Raw genomic sequence first — 14,684 nt, forward strand, 5'->3', positions numbered from 1 at the left:
CTATGCGAAAAAGCTCAATGAAATGGTTGGTCTCAGTTGTGCAGATCAGTGCGCTGTTGGCTGCCGGGGCGTCCTACGCCGCGGCGGAGAAGGTCTATGTCGCGGATGAAGAGGGGAACACTGTCAGCGTCATCGACGCGACATCCTTCAAGAGGATCGGCAGCATCCCGGTCGGTCAAGGCCCGCACAACGTCCAGGTCGCGCCTGATGGCAGGCAGGTCTGGGTGACCAACAACGGTGAACCGGCAAAGGCGGTCCACAACATGCCCAAGTCCGAGCGTGGCGCAATGGCTGGCAGCGGAGAAATTTGGGCCATTGACACCACCACCGATGCGGTGGCGGCTAAGGTGCCAGTCGGCATGCATCCCGCACACGTGGTCGTGACGCCCGATGGCCGTTTTGCTTACGTCGCAAACGGCGGCGAGAACACCGTTAGTGTGGTGGATATTTCTGCGAAACGGGTTGTTGACACAATTCCGGTCGGCGCATCCCCACACGGCATGCGGATCAGTTCGGACGGCAAACAAGCCTGGGTCGCCAACCTCAAGGGCGGAACCATCTCGGTCATTGACACGGCGGTACGAAAGGAAACTTTGCAAATCGCTGTCGGCAGGGGTCCCGCGCAGGTGGGTTTTACGCCCGATGGTCGGCTGGGGTTCGTGTCGCTGTCTGGGGAAAACCGGGTCGCCGTGATTGACCCTGTGAGTCGAAAGGTTATCAGCAGGATAGCTGTGGGTACAGTTCCGATTCAGTTGTACGCGACACCTGACAGCCAGCTATTGTTGGTGGCGAATCAGGGAACACGGCAAAACCCAGGTAGCACTGTCAGCATCATTGATCTTCGTAGCTTCAAGGTCGTATCGACGATCAAGACCGGAAAGGGTGCTCACGGCGTGGCAATTGATCGCAAGGGACTCCATGCCTTTGTGACTAACCTTTACGAGGACACAGTCTCCGTTGTCGATATCTTGCAGCGCAAGGTGATCGCCACCATCCCTGTCGGCCGTCTGCCCAATGGTGTCAGCGTGACCCCTTGACCATGGTAGGGCTATGCGGCAACAGGGCAGCAATGGCGAGCTAAGGTTTTCAGCATTGAAATTTTATTACTGCAATGACTTCTGTCTCTCCGTTAACTGCAGCGGCTGATCTCCCCAGATTGCAGCCTGTGCAGTTGGGGTGGCTGGCTGCGGCGGTGTTTGTTGTGTCGGCCGGTTATGGGGCGCTCATGCCTCTCTTGCCGGGATGGCTGTCTGAGTTGACGCCAGGTGCGACTGAGGCTGAAATTGCACGCCACGTCGGCTTTCTAAGCGGCACGTACGCTGGCGGCGTACTGGTCGGCGCCCCTCTGTGGGGTGTGATGTCGGACCGCGCCGGGCGGAGCCGGATACTGGTTGTTGGACTCGTTGGCTACGTTGCTAGCCTGCTTCTTTTGCTGGTTCCTACATTGAGCAGCCTGTGGGGAATGTATGTGCTACGCGGTGCAACTGGCTTCTTCGTGGCGGCGGTGGTTCCGGTTGTTGCCGCACTGGTTGCTGAACACACTCCTAGGCAGCAGCGCGCGCGGCGCTTCGCTTGGCTCAGTGCCATGTCGCTACTCGGATTTCTCTTCGGACCTGGGATGGGAGTCGTAGCAGACGGGATCGGCGCATTGTTGATTTCAGGGGTGGTTTCCCCCTCGCTCTCCGCACGTCTTGTTATTGTTCTTTCCGCTGTGCTCGGTGCGACCATGATGGCGGGACTCACCGTGACACTGCCTACGACGCAGCCTGCCAACGCAGCGGCGCAGATAAGTCCGGGTGCTTCCACTGAAGGACGCCATCTCGCGTTGTGGTGGCTGAATGGAGTTGTCATGCTCGTGCTCGCGGGTTTTGAGTTGGGGATACTCCTGCAAGGACAGCAACACCCTGGCGTCTCTTCGCGCGAGATCGGATTGATGTTCGCCGAGTGCAGCCTTGTGATGCTTGGTGTCAACGCCCTGCTGTTTTTCACGAATATGCTTGAAAGAGTTCAAAGCAGATGGTTGATCGGCGTAGGGTTGCTTTTGGCGATGGCAGGGCTGCTGGTGCTCGCTCGCCATCGATCAGATATTTGGATGTATGTGGGCATCAGTCTTACAGCCGCTGGAACCGGTTTGGTTCTCCCAGTCATCGCCTACTTGGGCGCGAGTGTTTCGCGACAGATGCTCAGCGTTACGATGGGTGGGCTTGCCGCGGCGGCTAGTTTCGGGCAGACGCTCGGATCGTCCGCCGGCGGATGGATCTTCGGTGCTTTCGCCCGTGACAGCTTCGCATGGCTAGCTCTTCCTTTGGCGGTGATGCTCGTGCTCTTGCTGATGTGCCCGCGATGGTTGTCGGCCGTCTACGCGTCGCCGACCATTCATCCGGCTTTGCCAGAACCGCGTGACTGAGTAATCATGGGACACACCATGGCAAAACTATTACTAATAGCTGCAACCTTATTCGTGGTTAGCGTACCGCTCAATTTTCTGTGGGAGGTGGCGCAGATGCCGCTATATGTGGAGGAAGGTGACTTGTTGGAGTTTGCAGTACATTGCGTCGTCCCCAGCCTAGGGGACGGCCTAATCGTACTGATTATCTTTGGCGTCGGCGTCATTGTGCTGGGCCGGACGGACTGGTTTAGCCAGCCGGGACTCGGCGGTTACGCTCTGATGATCTTTACCGGATTCGCTATTGCCCTGGCTATTGAATGGGGCGCTGTGTATGTCTTAGACCGCTGGAGTTACACGGCGCGCATGCCACGCTTACCAGGCTTGGGTGTCGGCCTTTCGCCAGTGCTGCAAATGCTGGTATTGCCACCCGTCATATTCAAGTTTTCGACGTGGTGGCTTGACCGGAAGCAGCGTGACTAAGCCGTTGAGGCGATTCACATTCATATGGGCCTCCAGGTTTGCGTTCATCGCTATTCCGTGGCGGTGGGAGATACCGTGCCTGGCGTAGAGCAATAGAACATTTTCAAACCCCAAAAGGTTCGTGAATTCCAAGCCTTGGCGGCAGTGGTCAGCGCAAAACTGATCTTTACCCTTGTGGCACAGTAGGACTAAAAACACCGGGTAGAATCTGATCACTATGTTGCGCTTTCGCCACTTGTTGCTTTGCTTGCTGATGCTGGCCTTGCCCCTCCAGGGCTTTGCTGCGGCATCCATGCTTTATTGCAGCTGGAGCCCAAGCCATGAGACAGCGCAAAGTCAAATGATCGCCGTGGAGCCTCATCACGCGGATGGCATGGCCTTGCAGCATGAGCACCTGCAGGCTGCACTGCTGGTGCAACAGGTCGACAAAGCATCCGACGTCCAATCGCAATTACCGGACGCCACTCACAAGTGCGGCGTATGCGCTTCTTGCTGCAGCGTCGTGGCCATCGCTGATTTGCCCCGTACGGTCGCAATCTCGCCTTCCCCCCATGCTGATCTGGCCGAGCCTTTCGTGCTGATCGATACCGTTCCCTCGCGCCAGCCCGAGAAACCACCTCGCGCCTGACGCGCCTGTAGAGCTGCGGCCGTTCGCGCCGCAGTCACAGGCACTTTTCATCTGCTCGCCCTCGAAGAATCCCTTGCGGGATGACTTCGTGTTCGCCGCCCTTTGAAAACGCGAGGAATTCATGTTTAAATCTTTGTTAACCAGTTCGCTGGTCCTGCTATCCGCCTTGCCGGCGCTTGCATTAGCACAAGCCGCTCCCGCAAGTGCTCCATCAGCCGCGCCAGCCAATCCGGCGGCGGCATCATCACCCACGCCCCCGGAGTACCGCTCAGCATTCGAAGGCTATCAGCCGTACACCGACGAAAAAACGCTCTCCTGGAAGGAGGCAAATGATCGCGTTGGCAGCATCGGCGGATGGCGCGTGTACGCCAAAGAAGCACAAGAGCCCTCGGCCCCAGGCGCCTCAGCTAAACCCGACCCGCATGCCGGGCATTCCAAACAGTGACAGGACGACCCATGAAAAGAATTTTTCGACTGGGCGCACTGACCGCCGCCGTCCTTGTGCTGGCAGGCTGCGCTTCCGTCAACATTGATCAGGCTGTTCAGGACGCCAACGACTCGACTACCACATTTACTGGCGGCAAGCTTGAGCTCAGCCGTACCGCACAACAGCAGCAAGCCAGGACCAAGCTGACCAACGAGCTGCTGGGCAAACCTTTGTCGATGGACGACGCCGTCCAGCTGGCGCTGGCGAACAGTCCGGCTGTGCAGACCTTGCTGGCGCAAAGCTGGTCCGAACTGGCTCAGGCCAACCAGGCAGGGCGGATCAGCAACCCTGTTTTTACGTTTGAACGGATCCGCTTTGCGGATGAGCTGGAACTGGGCCGCTTGCTATCGTTCGGCTTGCTGGACCTGTTGACGCTGCCGCAGCGCCGGATCATTGCGCGCGGGCAAACCGACCAGGCCAAAGTCCAGCTCAGTGCCAATGTGGTCGAGCAGGTCACACAGGTGCGTCAGGGCTGGATCAGGGCAGTCACCGCTCAGCAGACGCTGCAATACGCTGAACAGGTCAATCGCACCGCGCAAGCGAGCGCCGAGCTGGCCAAACGCATGCAGCAGGTGGGCAATTTCACCAAGCTGCAGCGGACGCGCCAGCAGGCCTTTTACGCGGATGCCACGGCGCAGCTGGCATCCAGCCAGCACGCCGCGACTGCTGCGCGGGAGGAGTTGATCCGTCAATTGGGTTTGACCGACGCCCAGGCCAAAGAGCTGAAGCTCCCCGAGCGCCTGCCCGATCTGCCCAAAGCGCCGCGTCAACCCGAGGTGGTCAATGCCAATGCCATGCAGCAGCGCCTGGATGTGCAGATGGCGCGTAGCCAGCTCGATATCGCTGGCAAGTCACAAGGCCTGAACCTGCTCAACAGCCTGGTGGATGTGGAGTTGGGCATTCGCAGGGACACCGTTTTTGACAATTCGGCCGGCACCAGCACGCCCAGGCGGGGGTTCGAGCTGGGGATCCGGCTGCCGATCTTTGACTGGGGTAGCGCACAACGTGGTGTCATGAACGCCCAGTCCCTGGCCGCCGCCAGCCGCTACGAAAGCACGGTGCGCGGCGCGTCATCACAGCTTCGCGAAAGCTACTCCGCCTACAGGACTGCTTATGACGTTGCCAAGCACTACCGCGACGAAATCGTTCCGCTTCGCAAAACAATGGCTGAAGAAAACATCCTTCGCTACAACGGCATGCTGATCGGCGTCTTCGAATTGCTGGCCGACACGCGAGACCAGATCTCCAGCGTGACTGCGGCGATCAACGCCTACCAGCAGTTCTGGCTCGCCGATGCCGCGCTTGCCGCGTCGATGACGGGCAAGCCGACCTCCATGGCCATGGCCGCAGGGGGTGCCACCAGCGGCGGCGCCGATGCCGGCCACTAGACCTGATCAACTATTTACGGAATTGACATGACAAATCGAAGAAATTTTCTGACAGGCGCTGGGGCAATAACTACGGCAGTCGCTGCCGCGGCCGTCAGCAGGGTCGCCATGGCTGCGCTGCCTGAGCCGGTCCTGCAAACCAAGCCCGACACCATGGCGCCGTTGATGCCCAGCACTGGCCGCCCGTACAACCCCGTTGTGACCTTGAATGGTTGGACGCTGCCCTGGCGTATGAATGCCGGCGTCAAGGAGTTCCATCTGGTGGCCGAACCTGTGGTGCGTGAAATGGCACCGGGCTTCAAGGCCCATCTCTGGGGATACAACGGCCAGTCCCCCGGGCCAACCATCGAGGTGGTCGAAGGCGACCGTGTCCGCATTTTTGTCACCAACAAGCTGCCCGAACACACCAGCATCCATTGGCATGGTCAACGCCTTCCAAACGGTATGGACGGCGTTGCCGGATTGAACCAGCCGGCCATTCCGGTGGGCAAGACGTTTGTGTACGAGTTTGTGGCAAGACGGCCGGGCACGTTCATGTACCACCCGCATGCCGACGAGATGACGCAAATGGCCATGGGAATGATGGGATTCTGGATCACTCATCCCAAGGCCAAGCACCCACTGATTGATGACGTGGACCGGGACTTCGTATTTTTGCTCAATGCCTACGATATCGACCCTGGTGCCTACACGCCGAAAATCATGACCATGCTGGACTTCAACCTGTGGAGTTGGAACAGCCGTATCTTCCCTGGCATCGATCCGCTGGTGGTTCGCAAGAACGACAAGGTCCGGATCCGCATCGGTAATTTGACGATGACCAATCACCCCATGCACTTGCATGGGCACGAGTTCCTTGTGACTGGTACCGACGGCGGGCCGACCCCAAAATCCACCCGCTGGTACGAGGTCACGACCGACGTCGCTGTAGGCCAGATGCGGCAGATCGAGTTCCTGGCCGACGAAGAGGGCGACTGGGCGTTCCATTGCCATAAAAGCCACCACACCATGAACGCCATGGGCCATGACGTCCCAACCATGATCGGCGTCGAGCACCGCGGCATTGCCAAGCAAATCACCAACCTGGTTCCCGACTACATGGTGATGGGCGAGCGCGGCATGGCCGACATGGCCGAGATGGAAATGCCATTGCCGGACAACACCGCGCCCATGATGACGGGCACCGGCCCGTTCGGCTCGGTCGAAATGGGCGGCATGTTTTCAATGGTGAAGGTACGGAAGGACCAGAAGGCAGGTGATTACAAAGATCCGGGCTGGTACAAGCATCCCGCCGGCGAGATCGCCTATGAGTGGACGGGCTCACTGCCCAACCCTGCGCGCTTCGCCGCAGAAGGTGGCAAATCGATGCCGGTCCAAAACATGCCTGCCAAAGAAGTTGAAGTCCAGGTGCGCAAACCCATGGGCAACATGAAGCACTGATCCTTTTTTTCCTCCATCGACTTTCCCTCAACCTTCCATTAGTAGGAATTTTCATGAAAAAACTGACCTCCATTGTTTTGGGTACCCTGATTGCCACCACAGGCGCTCTGGCGCTGGCGCATGGCGACGAAACTCACGTCAAAAAAGCCGGTCCCGTCAAAAAGGAACAAAAAGCGTGGGGCATCGCGGGCGATGCCAAAAGCGTTATCCGCACGGTGACTTTCACCATGACCGATAACATGCGCTTCAACCCTGACAAGCTGGAAGTCAAACAAGGCGAAACGATCAAATTCATCATAAAAAACGGCGGGAAAGTCATGCACGAAATGGTGATCGGCACCAAGACAGACCTGGACGAGCATGCTGCACTGATGATGAAGTTTCCCGGCATGGAGCACGAGGAGCCCTACATGGCCCATGTCGGCCCCGGCAAGACAGGCGAGATCATCTGGACCTTTAACAAGCCAGGCACTTTTGACTATGCCTGCCTGATCGCTGGCCACTATCAGGCCGGGATGGTGGGCAAAGTCACTGTGATGGCCTCCAAGTAAACACCTGAGCCCTGCGGAGGCCTCATGAAAAAACGCTCGTTCCTCAAAATTCTCCCGGTATTTGTAGCCGGCGCGCAGCTCAGTCTTGGTAGCGGCGCGTTCGCCAATGCCCGTCCCCTCGTCGACGTCTGGAAAGACCCGGAGTGCGGCTGCTGCAAAGACTGGGTGAAACACTTGGAGGACAGCGGCTTTGATGTGCGGGTCCACGACAGCGGCAACACGGCGGCAAGGGCCCGGCTCGGTATTCCTGCCAAGTTGGGCTCATGCCACACCGCAGAGGTCGGCGGCTATGCCGTTGAAGGCCATGTACCGGCGCGTGACATTCAGAGCCTGTTGGCGAAACGTCCGAAAGCGATCGGATTGGGCGTGCCCGGCATGCCTGTGGGCTCCCCGGGCATGGACGGCCCCATCTATGGAAAGCGCAAAGACGCTTACGACGTGCTGCTGGTCAAAGCCGATGGCAGCACCAGCATATTTAAATCCTACTTTTCAAAATTTTCCACTATTTCCTGAAAGGAAGTTAACCATGAAATCCCTTAAAACCGTTCTGATCCTCGGTGCCCTGTTTGCCGGTGCAGCTCACGCGCAATCGACCATGAACCACGGTAGCGGTGCTATGCCGATGGGTGAAGCAAAGAAAGAGGCCGCTGCACCCGAGGCCAGCATGGCCGATGGTGAAGTGCGCAAAGTGGACAAAGAAGCCAAGAAGATCACCATGAAGCATGGCGAGATCAAAAATCTGGACATGCCAGGTATGACCATGGTGTTCCAGGTCAAGGATCCAGCCATGCTGGACAAGGTGAAAGCAGGCGACAAGGTGCGTTTCACCGCCGAGAAGGCCGGCGGCGCCATTGTCGTGACCGACATCCAACCGGCGAAATAGTGGCTATCGATCTGCCGGGCAGATGCGCCGGCGGATCCAGTGGAATGTTCTGATGCCACACGAATTTCGTAATTTGCCGAATGTTTCGCACGAAACGCTGACCACCGCGCTGGTGGCCAGTGCCGTGGCGGCGCTGGTGATTTTTGCGCTAATAGGTTATCTGCTGTGGCGCGATAGAAAGAAATTCAAGATAGCAAAGACAGCGCGCGGGCACCCGCGCCGGGTTCGAAAGAAGAGGCCGAAATAGGGTGAAGAACATCGACATCGCATTAAACCTGCTCGTGTACTGCAAGCCCGGAAAGGCAGCTGTCATGGAACAACACGAACATCACGAACACAACCAAGGCAGCGAAAAGCTTTTCGACCCTGAGCCTGAGCAACTTTTGCACGATCAACCGACAGCGTCAATGCAGCGCAAGGACGGCGAGGGAGCTGTCCCAGGCGACCGTGGCAAACGTGAGGTAAAACCTGGGGTTTGCTTTTGTGTACAACGCTCTGCGTATCCCCTTGGCGGCGGGCCGTCTGTTTCCCTTCCCGGCTGGCTGTTATCACCCATGATTGTTGCAGCCTTGGCGATGAGCTTGAGCTCGGCATCGGTAATTACAAACGCGTTACGCTTGCGCCAGGCTAAATGAATATATGCATCTCAATAAATCGGTGATCAATGCAACGGAAAAGTCGGCTTCGATGTACTTGCGCCGTATTGTCGGCGCACTGTGTTTGACATTAGGAGCGCTGTATTACCAAGGCGCACAGGCTACGCCCTTCAGCGTGTACCTTGATGATTTAACTTGGACGGAGACCCGCGACGCCCTGCGCGTTGGCGCGACCACCATAATCGTTCCGGTCGGAGGGACAGAGCAAAGTGGCCCGCACATGGCCTTGGGCAAGCATAATGTTCGAGTCCATGTCCTGGCAGGCCAGATCGCCGGGAAACTAGGCAACGCGCTGGTGGCGCCAGTGGTTGCCTATGTCCCGGAAGGCCAGATTTCTCCGCCGTCCGGACACATGCGGTTTGCCGGCAGCATTTCAATCCCTGACGATGCCTTCATTGCAGTGCTGCTCGGCGCAGGTCGAAGTTTGAAGCAACATGGCTTCCTGGATATCGTGTTCATTGGTGATCATGGAGGCTATCAAAGCCTTTTGAAGGAAGTAGCTCAGCGCCTTAACCGCGAGTGGGCCATTTCAAAAACGCGAGCGCACTATATTCCCGCTTATTACCGCGCTGCTGATGAAGATTTTGCGCAGGCCTTGCGGGCGCGTGGCCTATCCATCGGACAAATCGGCACGCACGCCGGATTGGCCGACACCTCCCTAATGATGGCTGTCGATCCGAGCCGTGTGAGGGTAGAGCAGCTCGGCAATTCACCCTCGAGTGAGCCATCTTCTGGCGTGTCCGGTGACCCCAAGGGGTCAAGTGCAGTGTTGGGCCGCATCGGCGTGGACGTGATTGTGGACAAAAGTGTGCAATCCATCCGGCAGGCCATTACACAGCGTCCCTAGCGTGGGCCGCTTCCGTCCAACCTCCAGGACTCTATTCACATGAACTTCAAAAAATCTCTGGTAATTGCTGCGGTGATCGTCACTCTGGCGCCTTTCGTTTCACCGGAGCGCACCCTGGCGCAAACCCGCCAGCCCAACGCTGCCGATGTCCCGGGAATGCCTTCAGTACCCGACCGCAGTAATCTGTACAGCGAAACGGCCGTTGGACGCCTATCGCCAGCGGTGGTGGGCGCTCTGGAGAGGGTCTATGTTCCCAATCGTTCGGCCAACACCGTGTCTGTTATTGATCCGCGCACTTTGAAAGTGGTCAATACGCTCAAGGTGGGGGTGGACCCACAGCACATCGTTCCTTCCTGGGACCTGCAAACTCTCTGGGTGGCCAACAATGCAGAAGGACGAACCGACGGTAGTTTGACGCCAATCAATCCTCGAACCGGCAAAACCGGCACATCTATTCCGGTCGATGATCCCTACAACCTGTATTGGTCGCCCGACGGTCGCTATGCCATCGTGGTCGCCGAAGCCTTCAAGCGATTGGATTTTCGCGACCCGCAAAGCATGAAGCTGGAGTTCTCGATCGAGACGCCGGCATGTGCGGGTATCAACCATGCTGACTTCTCGATGGACGGCAGGTACGCAGTATTCACCTGTGAGTTCGGCGGTGCCATCACCAAGATCGATCTGGCTAACCGTCGAGTCATAGCAACAATCAGACTCAGTGCTTATTTTGACCGACCTGAGGTGTTGGCACTACTCGCCAAACCTGGCAAGAAACCGAAACAGATGGCAGACCCTGGTCGCCCGGGTGCGACATTGAGCACGACACAAGGTATGCCCCAGGATATTCGGATCTCGCCTGACGGAAAAACACTCTTTATCGCCGATATGGTGGCCGGTGGCTTGCATGTAGTGGACCTCGAGCCATTCCGGCAGACCGGCTTTATTACCACCGGCACAGGGGCGCACGGCCTGTACCCAAGCCGTGATGGCAAAAGTCTGTATGTCGCAAATCGTGGGACCACCAAGATTCGTGGCAGTGCTGGCGGTAAGGGCAGTGTCTCGGTTGTCGACTTTGCTACCCGTGTGGTCCAAACCACCTGGACCGTGCCCGGCGGTGGTAGTCCCGATATGGGCAATGTGAGCGCCGACGGAAAATTTCTCTGGTTGTCCGGACGGTATGACAACGAGGTTTACCGGTTCGATACAAGCAGCGGTGCAGTCGACAAGATCAGCGTCGGTCGCGAGCCGCACGGTTTAACCGTTTGGCCGCAGCCAGGTCGATACTCCTTGGGGCACACGGGAAACATGCGCTGAGCGTTTCAGCTCATGCTGTCGAACATGTAGAGTCTGGTCGGTTTAGGGACGGCGGCCGCTTTTGTGTACAGCGTGGCGCGGCCGCGCCGGGGTAGTGCCTGGCATGCGCGGCGATGGCAAGCGTGGTGTTGATCTACTGCGAAATGCAAAACTGTTCAGACGCCGGTAGGGTCGATAAGCTGCCGACAGGCATCAAACATATCAATCGTTCGCGAAGCAGACGAATACCTGATCCCGGCGTCCGAACAAGAAGGACGGGGCAACACCGAAGGTCCCCCGGAAGGTGCGCGAGAGATGGGACGAATCGCTGAAACCGGCCGCGTGCGCGGCCTCGGTCAATGTACTCCCCATCAGCGCCGACTCCACCGCCCGCCACAGCCGCTGCCACAACACATAGCGGCGCAGGGGCATGCCGATCTGTTCGGTGAACTGATGGCTCAGCCAACTCGGCGACATGTTCAGCGCGGCGGCGAGAGCAGACAGGCGCAACGGTTGATCGAGTTGGGTGCGGATCAACGCCAGGCTGTCCACGATGCGCGGGTCGAGTATGCGGCGTTGTTGCGCGGCTTCGGTCAATCCCAACCATGCGAGACAGATTGCATCAGCTTGTTCGGCGGAGCCCCCGGTGGCAGCGAGCTGCCGCAACGCCTCGATGGTAGAGGACCGGGGGGCGGCCGCCCGGATCGCTGCCGCGCCTTGCGATGGTGCTTGCAGCGCCGCGAACTCGGCGCTCTCGGCTTCCACATAGACGATGGCTGTCGACGTGGCGGTGGCGATGAACTCATGCGGTTCGTCTGGCGGAACGTAGAACCCCTGGTGCTCACCCCACTTCAGATCCTCTCCGGAGCGCAAGCGCAGCGGCCCGTCGAGCCCCACGCAAAGTTGAGCCGCATGATGATGATGCATGCCCGCGTCCATGCCAGGCCCGAGATAGAGCAAGCGGTGCGGCCAGAGATAGAGGCGGATCGTCGGTAGTTCGTTGGTCACTTGTTTGCCAGTTTATTCTAGCCCGGCGGGGCCAAGGGGGCGAGACTGCTGACATATGGAGGCCGTGGGGTTCCCCTACCGCCAACCGGTCAAATCTTTGACGCGAAGCGAAACTCTATGATTTATTCGGAACTCTGGCTCGGAGGATTGGGCGCGGCCCTGGTGCAGGTAGCGGCAGGCGAGTTCGCCGCCGCGGTACACGGCACGCAGACCTCGCCCCTGCGCGCAACCGGCCGGTGGTTGATCGACGCCATTCCGACACCCCTGATCGATCTCGGGGTGGCGCTGTTGCGCCGGGCGGATAAACCTGTCATTGCTGCGACGTTGCTGCTGCTGTCATTGAGTGTGCCGGCGCTGGCCGCGCTCGCCAGCCGCGCGGCGCTCGTCGTGACGCTCGTGCTACTCGGGGTCATCGGGCTGGTGGCGCTGTGGCGGCGTGACGAACTGAGTCGTGTCGCAGCGTGCGGCATCGGACTCGCAGCGTTTGCCGGTGGGGTTGGCGGCATGTGGTTGTCGCCCACGGGGGTCTTGGCGATCACTTTTGCGCTGGCGCTGGGGGTGGCCGGGTTGCGCGCCGCGGCGCGATCCAGTTCCCAGCGCCATCAGCCGGTGTTGCCGTTGCCGCAGCAGCCTTTGCCGACCGCCTCTTCTGGCGCCACGCTGGACATTCCGGGCATCTCCCCATTGTTTACGGCGCCCGAACGGTTCTATGTGACCGATGTGACGTTTCCGACCCCCATGGTTGATCGGCACCGTTGGACGCTTACAGTCGTCGGCCTCGTCGACCGTCCTCTTTCTCTGACTTACGACCAGTTACTTGCTTTGCCCTCGGTGGAGATCGATGCCGTGCTGATGTGCGTGCACAACCCGGTGGGCGGTCCGTTCATCGGCAACGCCCGCTGGCAGGGTGTCCGGCTTACCGACCTGCTTGCCAGCGCCGGCGTATCAGAGAGCGCCGATCACACTCGCCTGCATTCGGTTGACGGCTTTACCGCCGGCTTCAGCCTGGCGCTGATCGAACAAGGCTACGAACCACTGCTCGCCTACGCGATGAATGGTGTGTCTCTGAGGCGAGCGCACGGTGCACCATTGCGGTTGCTGGTGCCGGGTATTCACGGCTACGACTCCAACATCAAGTGGTTGCAAACGATCGAGGTGACACGTTTCGAGTACGCTATTGACTATGCGGAGCGCAAGGGCTGGCCGCGCGTGCCGTCGCGCATGGGGCCGCAATGCCGAATCGATGTACCAGTCACCTCGGCGAGCCTGTTGCCAGGTGAGCAGGTGGCCGCTGGTGTGGCCTGGAGTCCACCCCACGGGGTTATGCGGGTCGAATTGCGAGTTGATGGCGGCGCCTGGCAGGTCTGCACACTGGCGGACGCCTTGGGACCACGCGCATGGCGTCATTGGTCCGTCCGCTGGCAGGCCACTTCGGGTCGCCACTTCGTCGAAGCACGAGCCTGGGGGCGTGATGGTGTGCAGAGCGAAACCATCGCTGCGCCATACCCCGGCGGTGCCGGCGGATACCACCGCGTGGAGATCAGCGTCGACGAGCGGCACCCACCACGGTCCCGCCAGTTTGTTTGGTGGCTCGCCGATCATGTGCGCGGCCGCTTGCAACTCGCGCGGTTGGGCCTGCAGGCTTGGCGCCGAGATCGGCCGGATGCGGCGCCGAAACGCCGCAGCGGAACGACAAATCCATAGGAGACGACATGGCCATCTCCGATTCGCTCGGCGACCTGCGCACCCTCGAGATCGAGGACGGCTGCATCGAATACCGCATCCGCGGGGGTGGCCCGGGCCCCGCCGTGGTCTTCCTCCACGGCATCATCGCCAACGCAGATGTCTGGCGCGGAGTCGTGTCGGATCTCGCATCCGACCACCGCTGCGTGGCACCGGACTGGCCACTCGGTGGGCACCGGCTCGGGATGCGCCCCGGCACCGACTTCTCGTTGCCCGGGATCGCACGCATGGTCGAGCGATTCCTTGTCGCGGCGGGGCTCGACCAAGTCGTGCTGGTGGCCAATGACACGGGCGGCGCTGTGGCCCAATACGTCGTCTCCGCTCACCCGCAACGGATTGCCGGGCTCGTGCTAACCCCCTGCGACGCATTCGACAACTTTCCCCCGCCGCCGATCCGGCACCTGCGTCTCTTCGGACGCACTCCTTGGGGTCTGTGGCTACTGGCTCAGACACTGCGCTGGCGCTTTGTGCAACGGCTGCCGATCGCGTTTGGGCTGCTGACCGAGCGACCTATTCCCGCTGCCATCATGCGTTCGTACACAGGTCCGCTGCGGGACTACGCGAGCACACGGCGCGACTTCGCGGCGCTGGTCCGGCAGATTCACCCACACTACACAATCGACGTGGCACCGCGCTTGGCGAGCTACCGCCGGCCCGTGCTCCTGGCGTGGGCCCGGGAGCGTCGACGTTTCTTTCCGCTCGATCACGCGCATCGGCTGGCGGCGATCTTTCCGGATGCCAGAGTCGAGATCATCGAGGATTCGGGGCCGTTCGTGACGGAGGACCAACCCGCTGCCGTGGCGGCTGCGATCCGCAGGTTCGCGGCCGGGCAAGTAGAGGGTTGGCAGGGATTCATGTAGAAGACCGCAAAAACGGCCATAACTCAATGTC

16 protein-coding genes and 1 pseudogene are annotated in these 14,684 nt (G+C 59.6%); 16 read left to right on the plus strand and 1 reads right to left on the minus strand.

Features of this window, described 5'->3' with window-relative positions:
* Positions 1 to 2 precede the first annotated feature (2 nt).
* The 14 genes and pseudogenes from PSV26_RS00250 (at position 3) to PSV26_RS00315 (ending at position 11,063) form a co-directional block, all read left to right on the plus strand.
* Positions 3 to 1,037 (plus strand): cytochrome D1 domain-containing protein, encoded by a 1,035-nt coding sequence (locus PSV26_RS00250; RefSeq protein ID WP_366945947.1) that lies wholly within the window; start codon positions 3 to 5, stop codon positions 1,035 to 1,037.
* 74 nt (positions 1,038 to 1,111) lie between these two features.
* Entirely contained in the window at positions 1,112 to 2,407 is a 1,296-nt protein-coding gene (locus tag PSV26_RS00255) for an MFS transporter (RefSeq protein ID WP_300566318.1), read from the plus strand.
* Positions 2,408 to 2,425: 18 nt separating this feature from the next.
* Positions 2,426 to 2,869 carry a hypothetical protein gene (locus tag PSV26_RS00260; protein ID WP_300566320.1) on the plus strand — a complete coding sequence of 148 codons (444 nt, stop codon included), beginning with the start codon at positions 2,426 to 2,428 and terminating at the stop codon, positions 2,867 to 2,869.
* A gap of 217 nt (positions 2,870 to 3,086) precedes the next feature.
* Complete coding sequence (locus PSV26_RS00265) at positions 3,087 to 3,497, plus strand: hypothetical protein (protein WP_300566323.1); 411 nt, start codon at positions 3,087 to 3,089, stop codon at positions 3,495 to 3,497.
* 121 nt (positions 3,498 to 3,618) lie between these two features.
* Positions 3,619 to 3,942, plus strand: coding sequence for a hypothetical protein (locus PSV26_RS00270; protein WP_293595785.1), 324 nt, complete (start codon positions 3,619 to 3,621; stop codon positions 3,940 to 3,942).
* Positions 3,943 to 3,953: 11 nt separating this feature from the next.
* Complete coding sequence (locus tag PSV26_RS00275) at positions 3,954 to 5,372, plus strand: TolC family protein (RefSeq protein WP_300566326.1); 1,419 nt, start codon at positions 3,954 to 3,956, stop codon at positions 5,370 to 5,372.
* Between the two features lie 27 nt (positions 5,373 to 5,399).
* Complete coding sequence (locus PSV26_RS00280) at positions 5,400 to 6,812, plus strand: copper oxidase (RefSeq protein WP_293595783.1); 1,413 nt, start codon at positions 5,400 to 5,402, stop codon at positions 6,810 to 6,812.
* A 53-nt stretch (positions 6,813 to 6,865) separates the two neighbouring features.
* The gene (locus tag PSV26_RS00285; protein WP_293595782.1) at positions 6,866 to 7,363 is read left to right on the plus strand and encodes a cupredoxin family protein; all 498 of its coding nucleotides are present in this window, start codon (positions 6,866 to 6,868) and stop codon (positions 7,361 to 7,363) included.
* Positions 7,364 to 7,387: 24 nt separating this feature from the next.
* A complete protein-coding gene (locus PSV26_RS00290) occupies positions 7,388 to 7,876 on the plus strand; it encodes a DUF411 domain-containing protein (RefSeq protein WP_300566330.1) in 489 nt (162 codons plus the stop codon).
* A 13-nt stretch (positions 7,877 to 7,889) separates the two neighbouring features.
* Positions 7,890 to 8,246, plus strand: coding sequence for a copper-binding protein (locus PSV26_RS00295; protein WP_300566333.1), 357 nt, complete (start codon positions 7,890 to 7,892; stop codon positions 8,244 to 8,246).
* A 52-nt stretch (positions 8,247 to 8,298) separates the two neighbouring features.
* Complete coding sequence (locus PSV26_RS00300) at positions 8,299 to 8,493, plus strand: hypothetical protein (protein WP_300566336.1); 195 nt, start codon at positions 8,299 to 8,301, stop codon at positions 8,491 to 8,493.
* 176 nt (positions 8,494 to 8,669) lie between these two features.
* Positions 8,670 to 8,881 (plus strand): annotated as a pseudogene (locus tag PSV26_RS00305) (copper-transporting ATPase); the annotation flags it as partial.
* Positions 8,882 to 8,885: 4 nt separating this feature from the next.
* Positions 8,886 to 9,749: a creatininase family protein gene (locus tag PSV26_RS00310; RefSeq protein ID WP_300566338.1), complete on the plus strand. Its 864-nt coding sequence runs from the start codon at positions 8,886 to 8,888 to the stop codon at positions 9,747 to 9,749.
* A gap of 39 nt (positions 9,750 to 9,788) precedes the next feature.
* A complete protein-coding gene (locus PSV26_RS00315; RefSeq protein ID WP_300566341.1) occupies positions 9,789 to 11,063 on the plus strand; it encodes a YncE family protein in 1,275 nt (424 codons plus the stop codon).
* A gap of 201 nt (positions 11,064 to 11,264) precedes the next feature.
* On the opposite strand, the gene PSV26_RS00320 is transcribed toward PSV26_RS00315, so the two are convergent.
* Positions 11,265 to 12,050: an AraC family transcriptional regulator gene (locus PSV26_RS00320; RefSeq protein WP_300566344.1), complete on the minus strand. Its 786-nt coding sequence runs from the start codon at positions 12,048 to 12,050 to the stop codon at positions 11,265 to 11,267.
* A gap of 117 nt (positions 12,051 to 12,167) precedes the next feature.
* On the opposite strand from PSV26_RS00320, the gene PSV26_RS00325 reads away from it, so the two are divergent.
* Positions 12,168 to 13,754, plus strand: a complete 1,587-nt coding sequence (locus tag PSV26_RS00325; RefSeq protein WP_300566347.1) for a molybdopterin-dependent oxidoreductase — start codon at positions 12,168 to 12,170, stop codon at positions 13,752 to 13,754.
* 8 nt (positions 13,755 to 13,762) lie between these two features.
* The gene (locus PSV26_RS00330; protein ID WP_300566350.1) at positions 13,763 to 14,653 is read left to right on the plus strand and encodes an alpha/beta hydrolase; all 891 of its coding nucleotides are present in this window, start codon (positions 13,763 to 13,765) and stop codon (positions 14,651 to 14,653) included.
* Positions 14,654 to 14,684: the final 31 nt, after the last annotated feature.

The sequence above is a fragment of the Polaromonas sp. genome, assembly GCF_029945685.1.
Classification (GTDB): domain Bacteria; phylum Pseudomonadota; class Gammaproteobacteria; order Burkholderiales; family Burkholderiaceae_C; genus Polaromonas.

Coding starts and splice junctions, on each gene's coding strand:
- PSV26_RS00250 (WP_366945947.1), top strand. CDS start 3: ATGCGAAAAAGCTCAATGAAATGGTTGGTCTCAGTTGTGCAGATCAGT.
- PSV26_RS00255 (WP_300566318.1), top strand. CDS start 1,112: ATGACTTCTGTCTCTCCGTTAACTGCAGCGGCTGATCTCCCCAGATTG.
- PSV26_RS00260 (WP_300566320.1), top strand. CDS start 2,426: ATGGCAAAACTATTACTAATAGCTGCAACCTTATTCGTGGTTAGCGTA.
- PSV26_RS00265 (WP_300566323.1), top strand. CDS start 3,087: ATGTTGCGCTTTCGCCACTTGTTGCTTTGCTTGCTGATGCTGGCCTTG.
- PSV26_RS00270 (WP_293595785.1), top strand. CDS start 3,619: ATGTTTAAATCTTTGTTAACCAGTTCGCTGGTCCTGCTATCCGCCTTG.
- PSV26_RS00275 (WP_300566326.1), top strand. CDS start 3,954: ATGAAAAGAATTTTTCGACTGGGCGCACTGACCGCCGCCGTCCTTGTG.
- PSV26_RS00280 (WP_293595783.1), top strand. CDS start 5,400: ATGACAAATCGAAGAAATTTTCTGACAGGCGCTGGGGCAATAACTACG.
- PSV26_RS00285 (WP_293595782.1), top strand. CDS start 6,866: ATGAAAAAACTGACCTCCATTGTTTTGGGTACCCTGATTGCCACCACA.
- PSV26_RS00290 (WP_300566330.1), top strand. CDS start 7,388: ATGAAAAAACGCTCGTTCCTCAAAATTCTCCCGGTATTTGTAGCCGGC.
- PSV26_RS00295 (WP_300566333.1), top strand. CDS start 7,890: ATGAAATCCCTTAAAACCGTTCTGATCCTCGGTGCCCTGTTTGCCGGT.
- PSV26_RS00300 (WP_300566336.1), top strand. CDS start 8,299: ATGCCACACGAATTTCGTAATTTGCCGAATGTTTCGCACGAAACGCTG.
- PSV26_RS00310 (WP_300566338.1), top strand. CDS start 8,886: ATGCATCTCAATAAATCGGTGATCAATGCAACGGAAAAGTCGGCTTCG.
- PSV26_RS00315 (WP_300566341.1), top strand. CDS start 9,789: ATGAACTTCAAAAAATCTCTGGTAATTGCTGCGGTGATCGTCACTCTG.
- PSV26_RS00325 (WP_300566347.1), top strand. CDS start 12,168: ATGATTTATTCGGAACTCTGGCTCGGAGGATTGGGCGCGGCCCTGGTG.
- PSV26_RS00330 (WP_300566350.1), top strand. CDS start 13,763: ATGGCCATCTCCGATTCGCTCGGCGACCTGCGCACCCTCGAGATCGAG.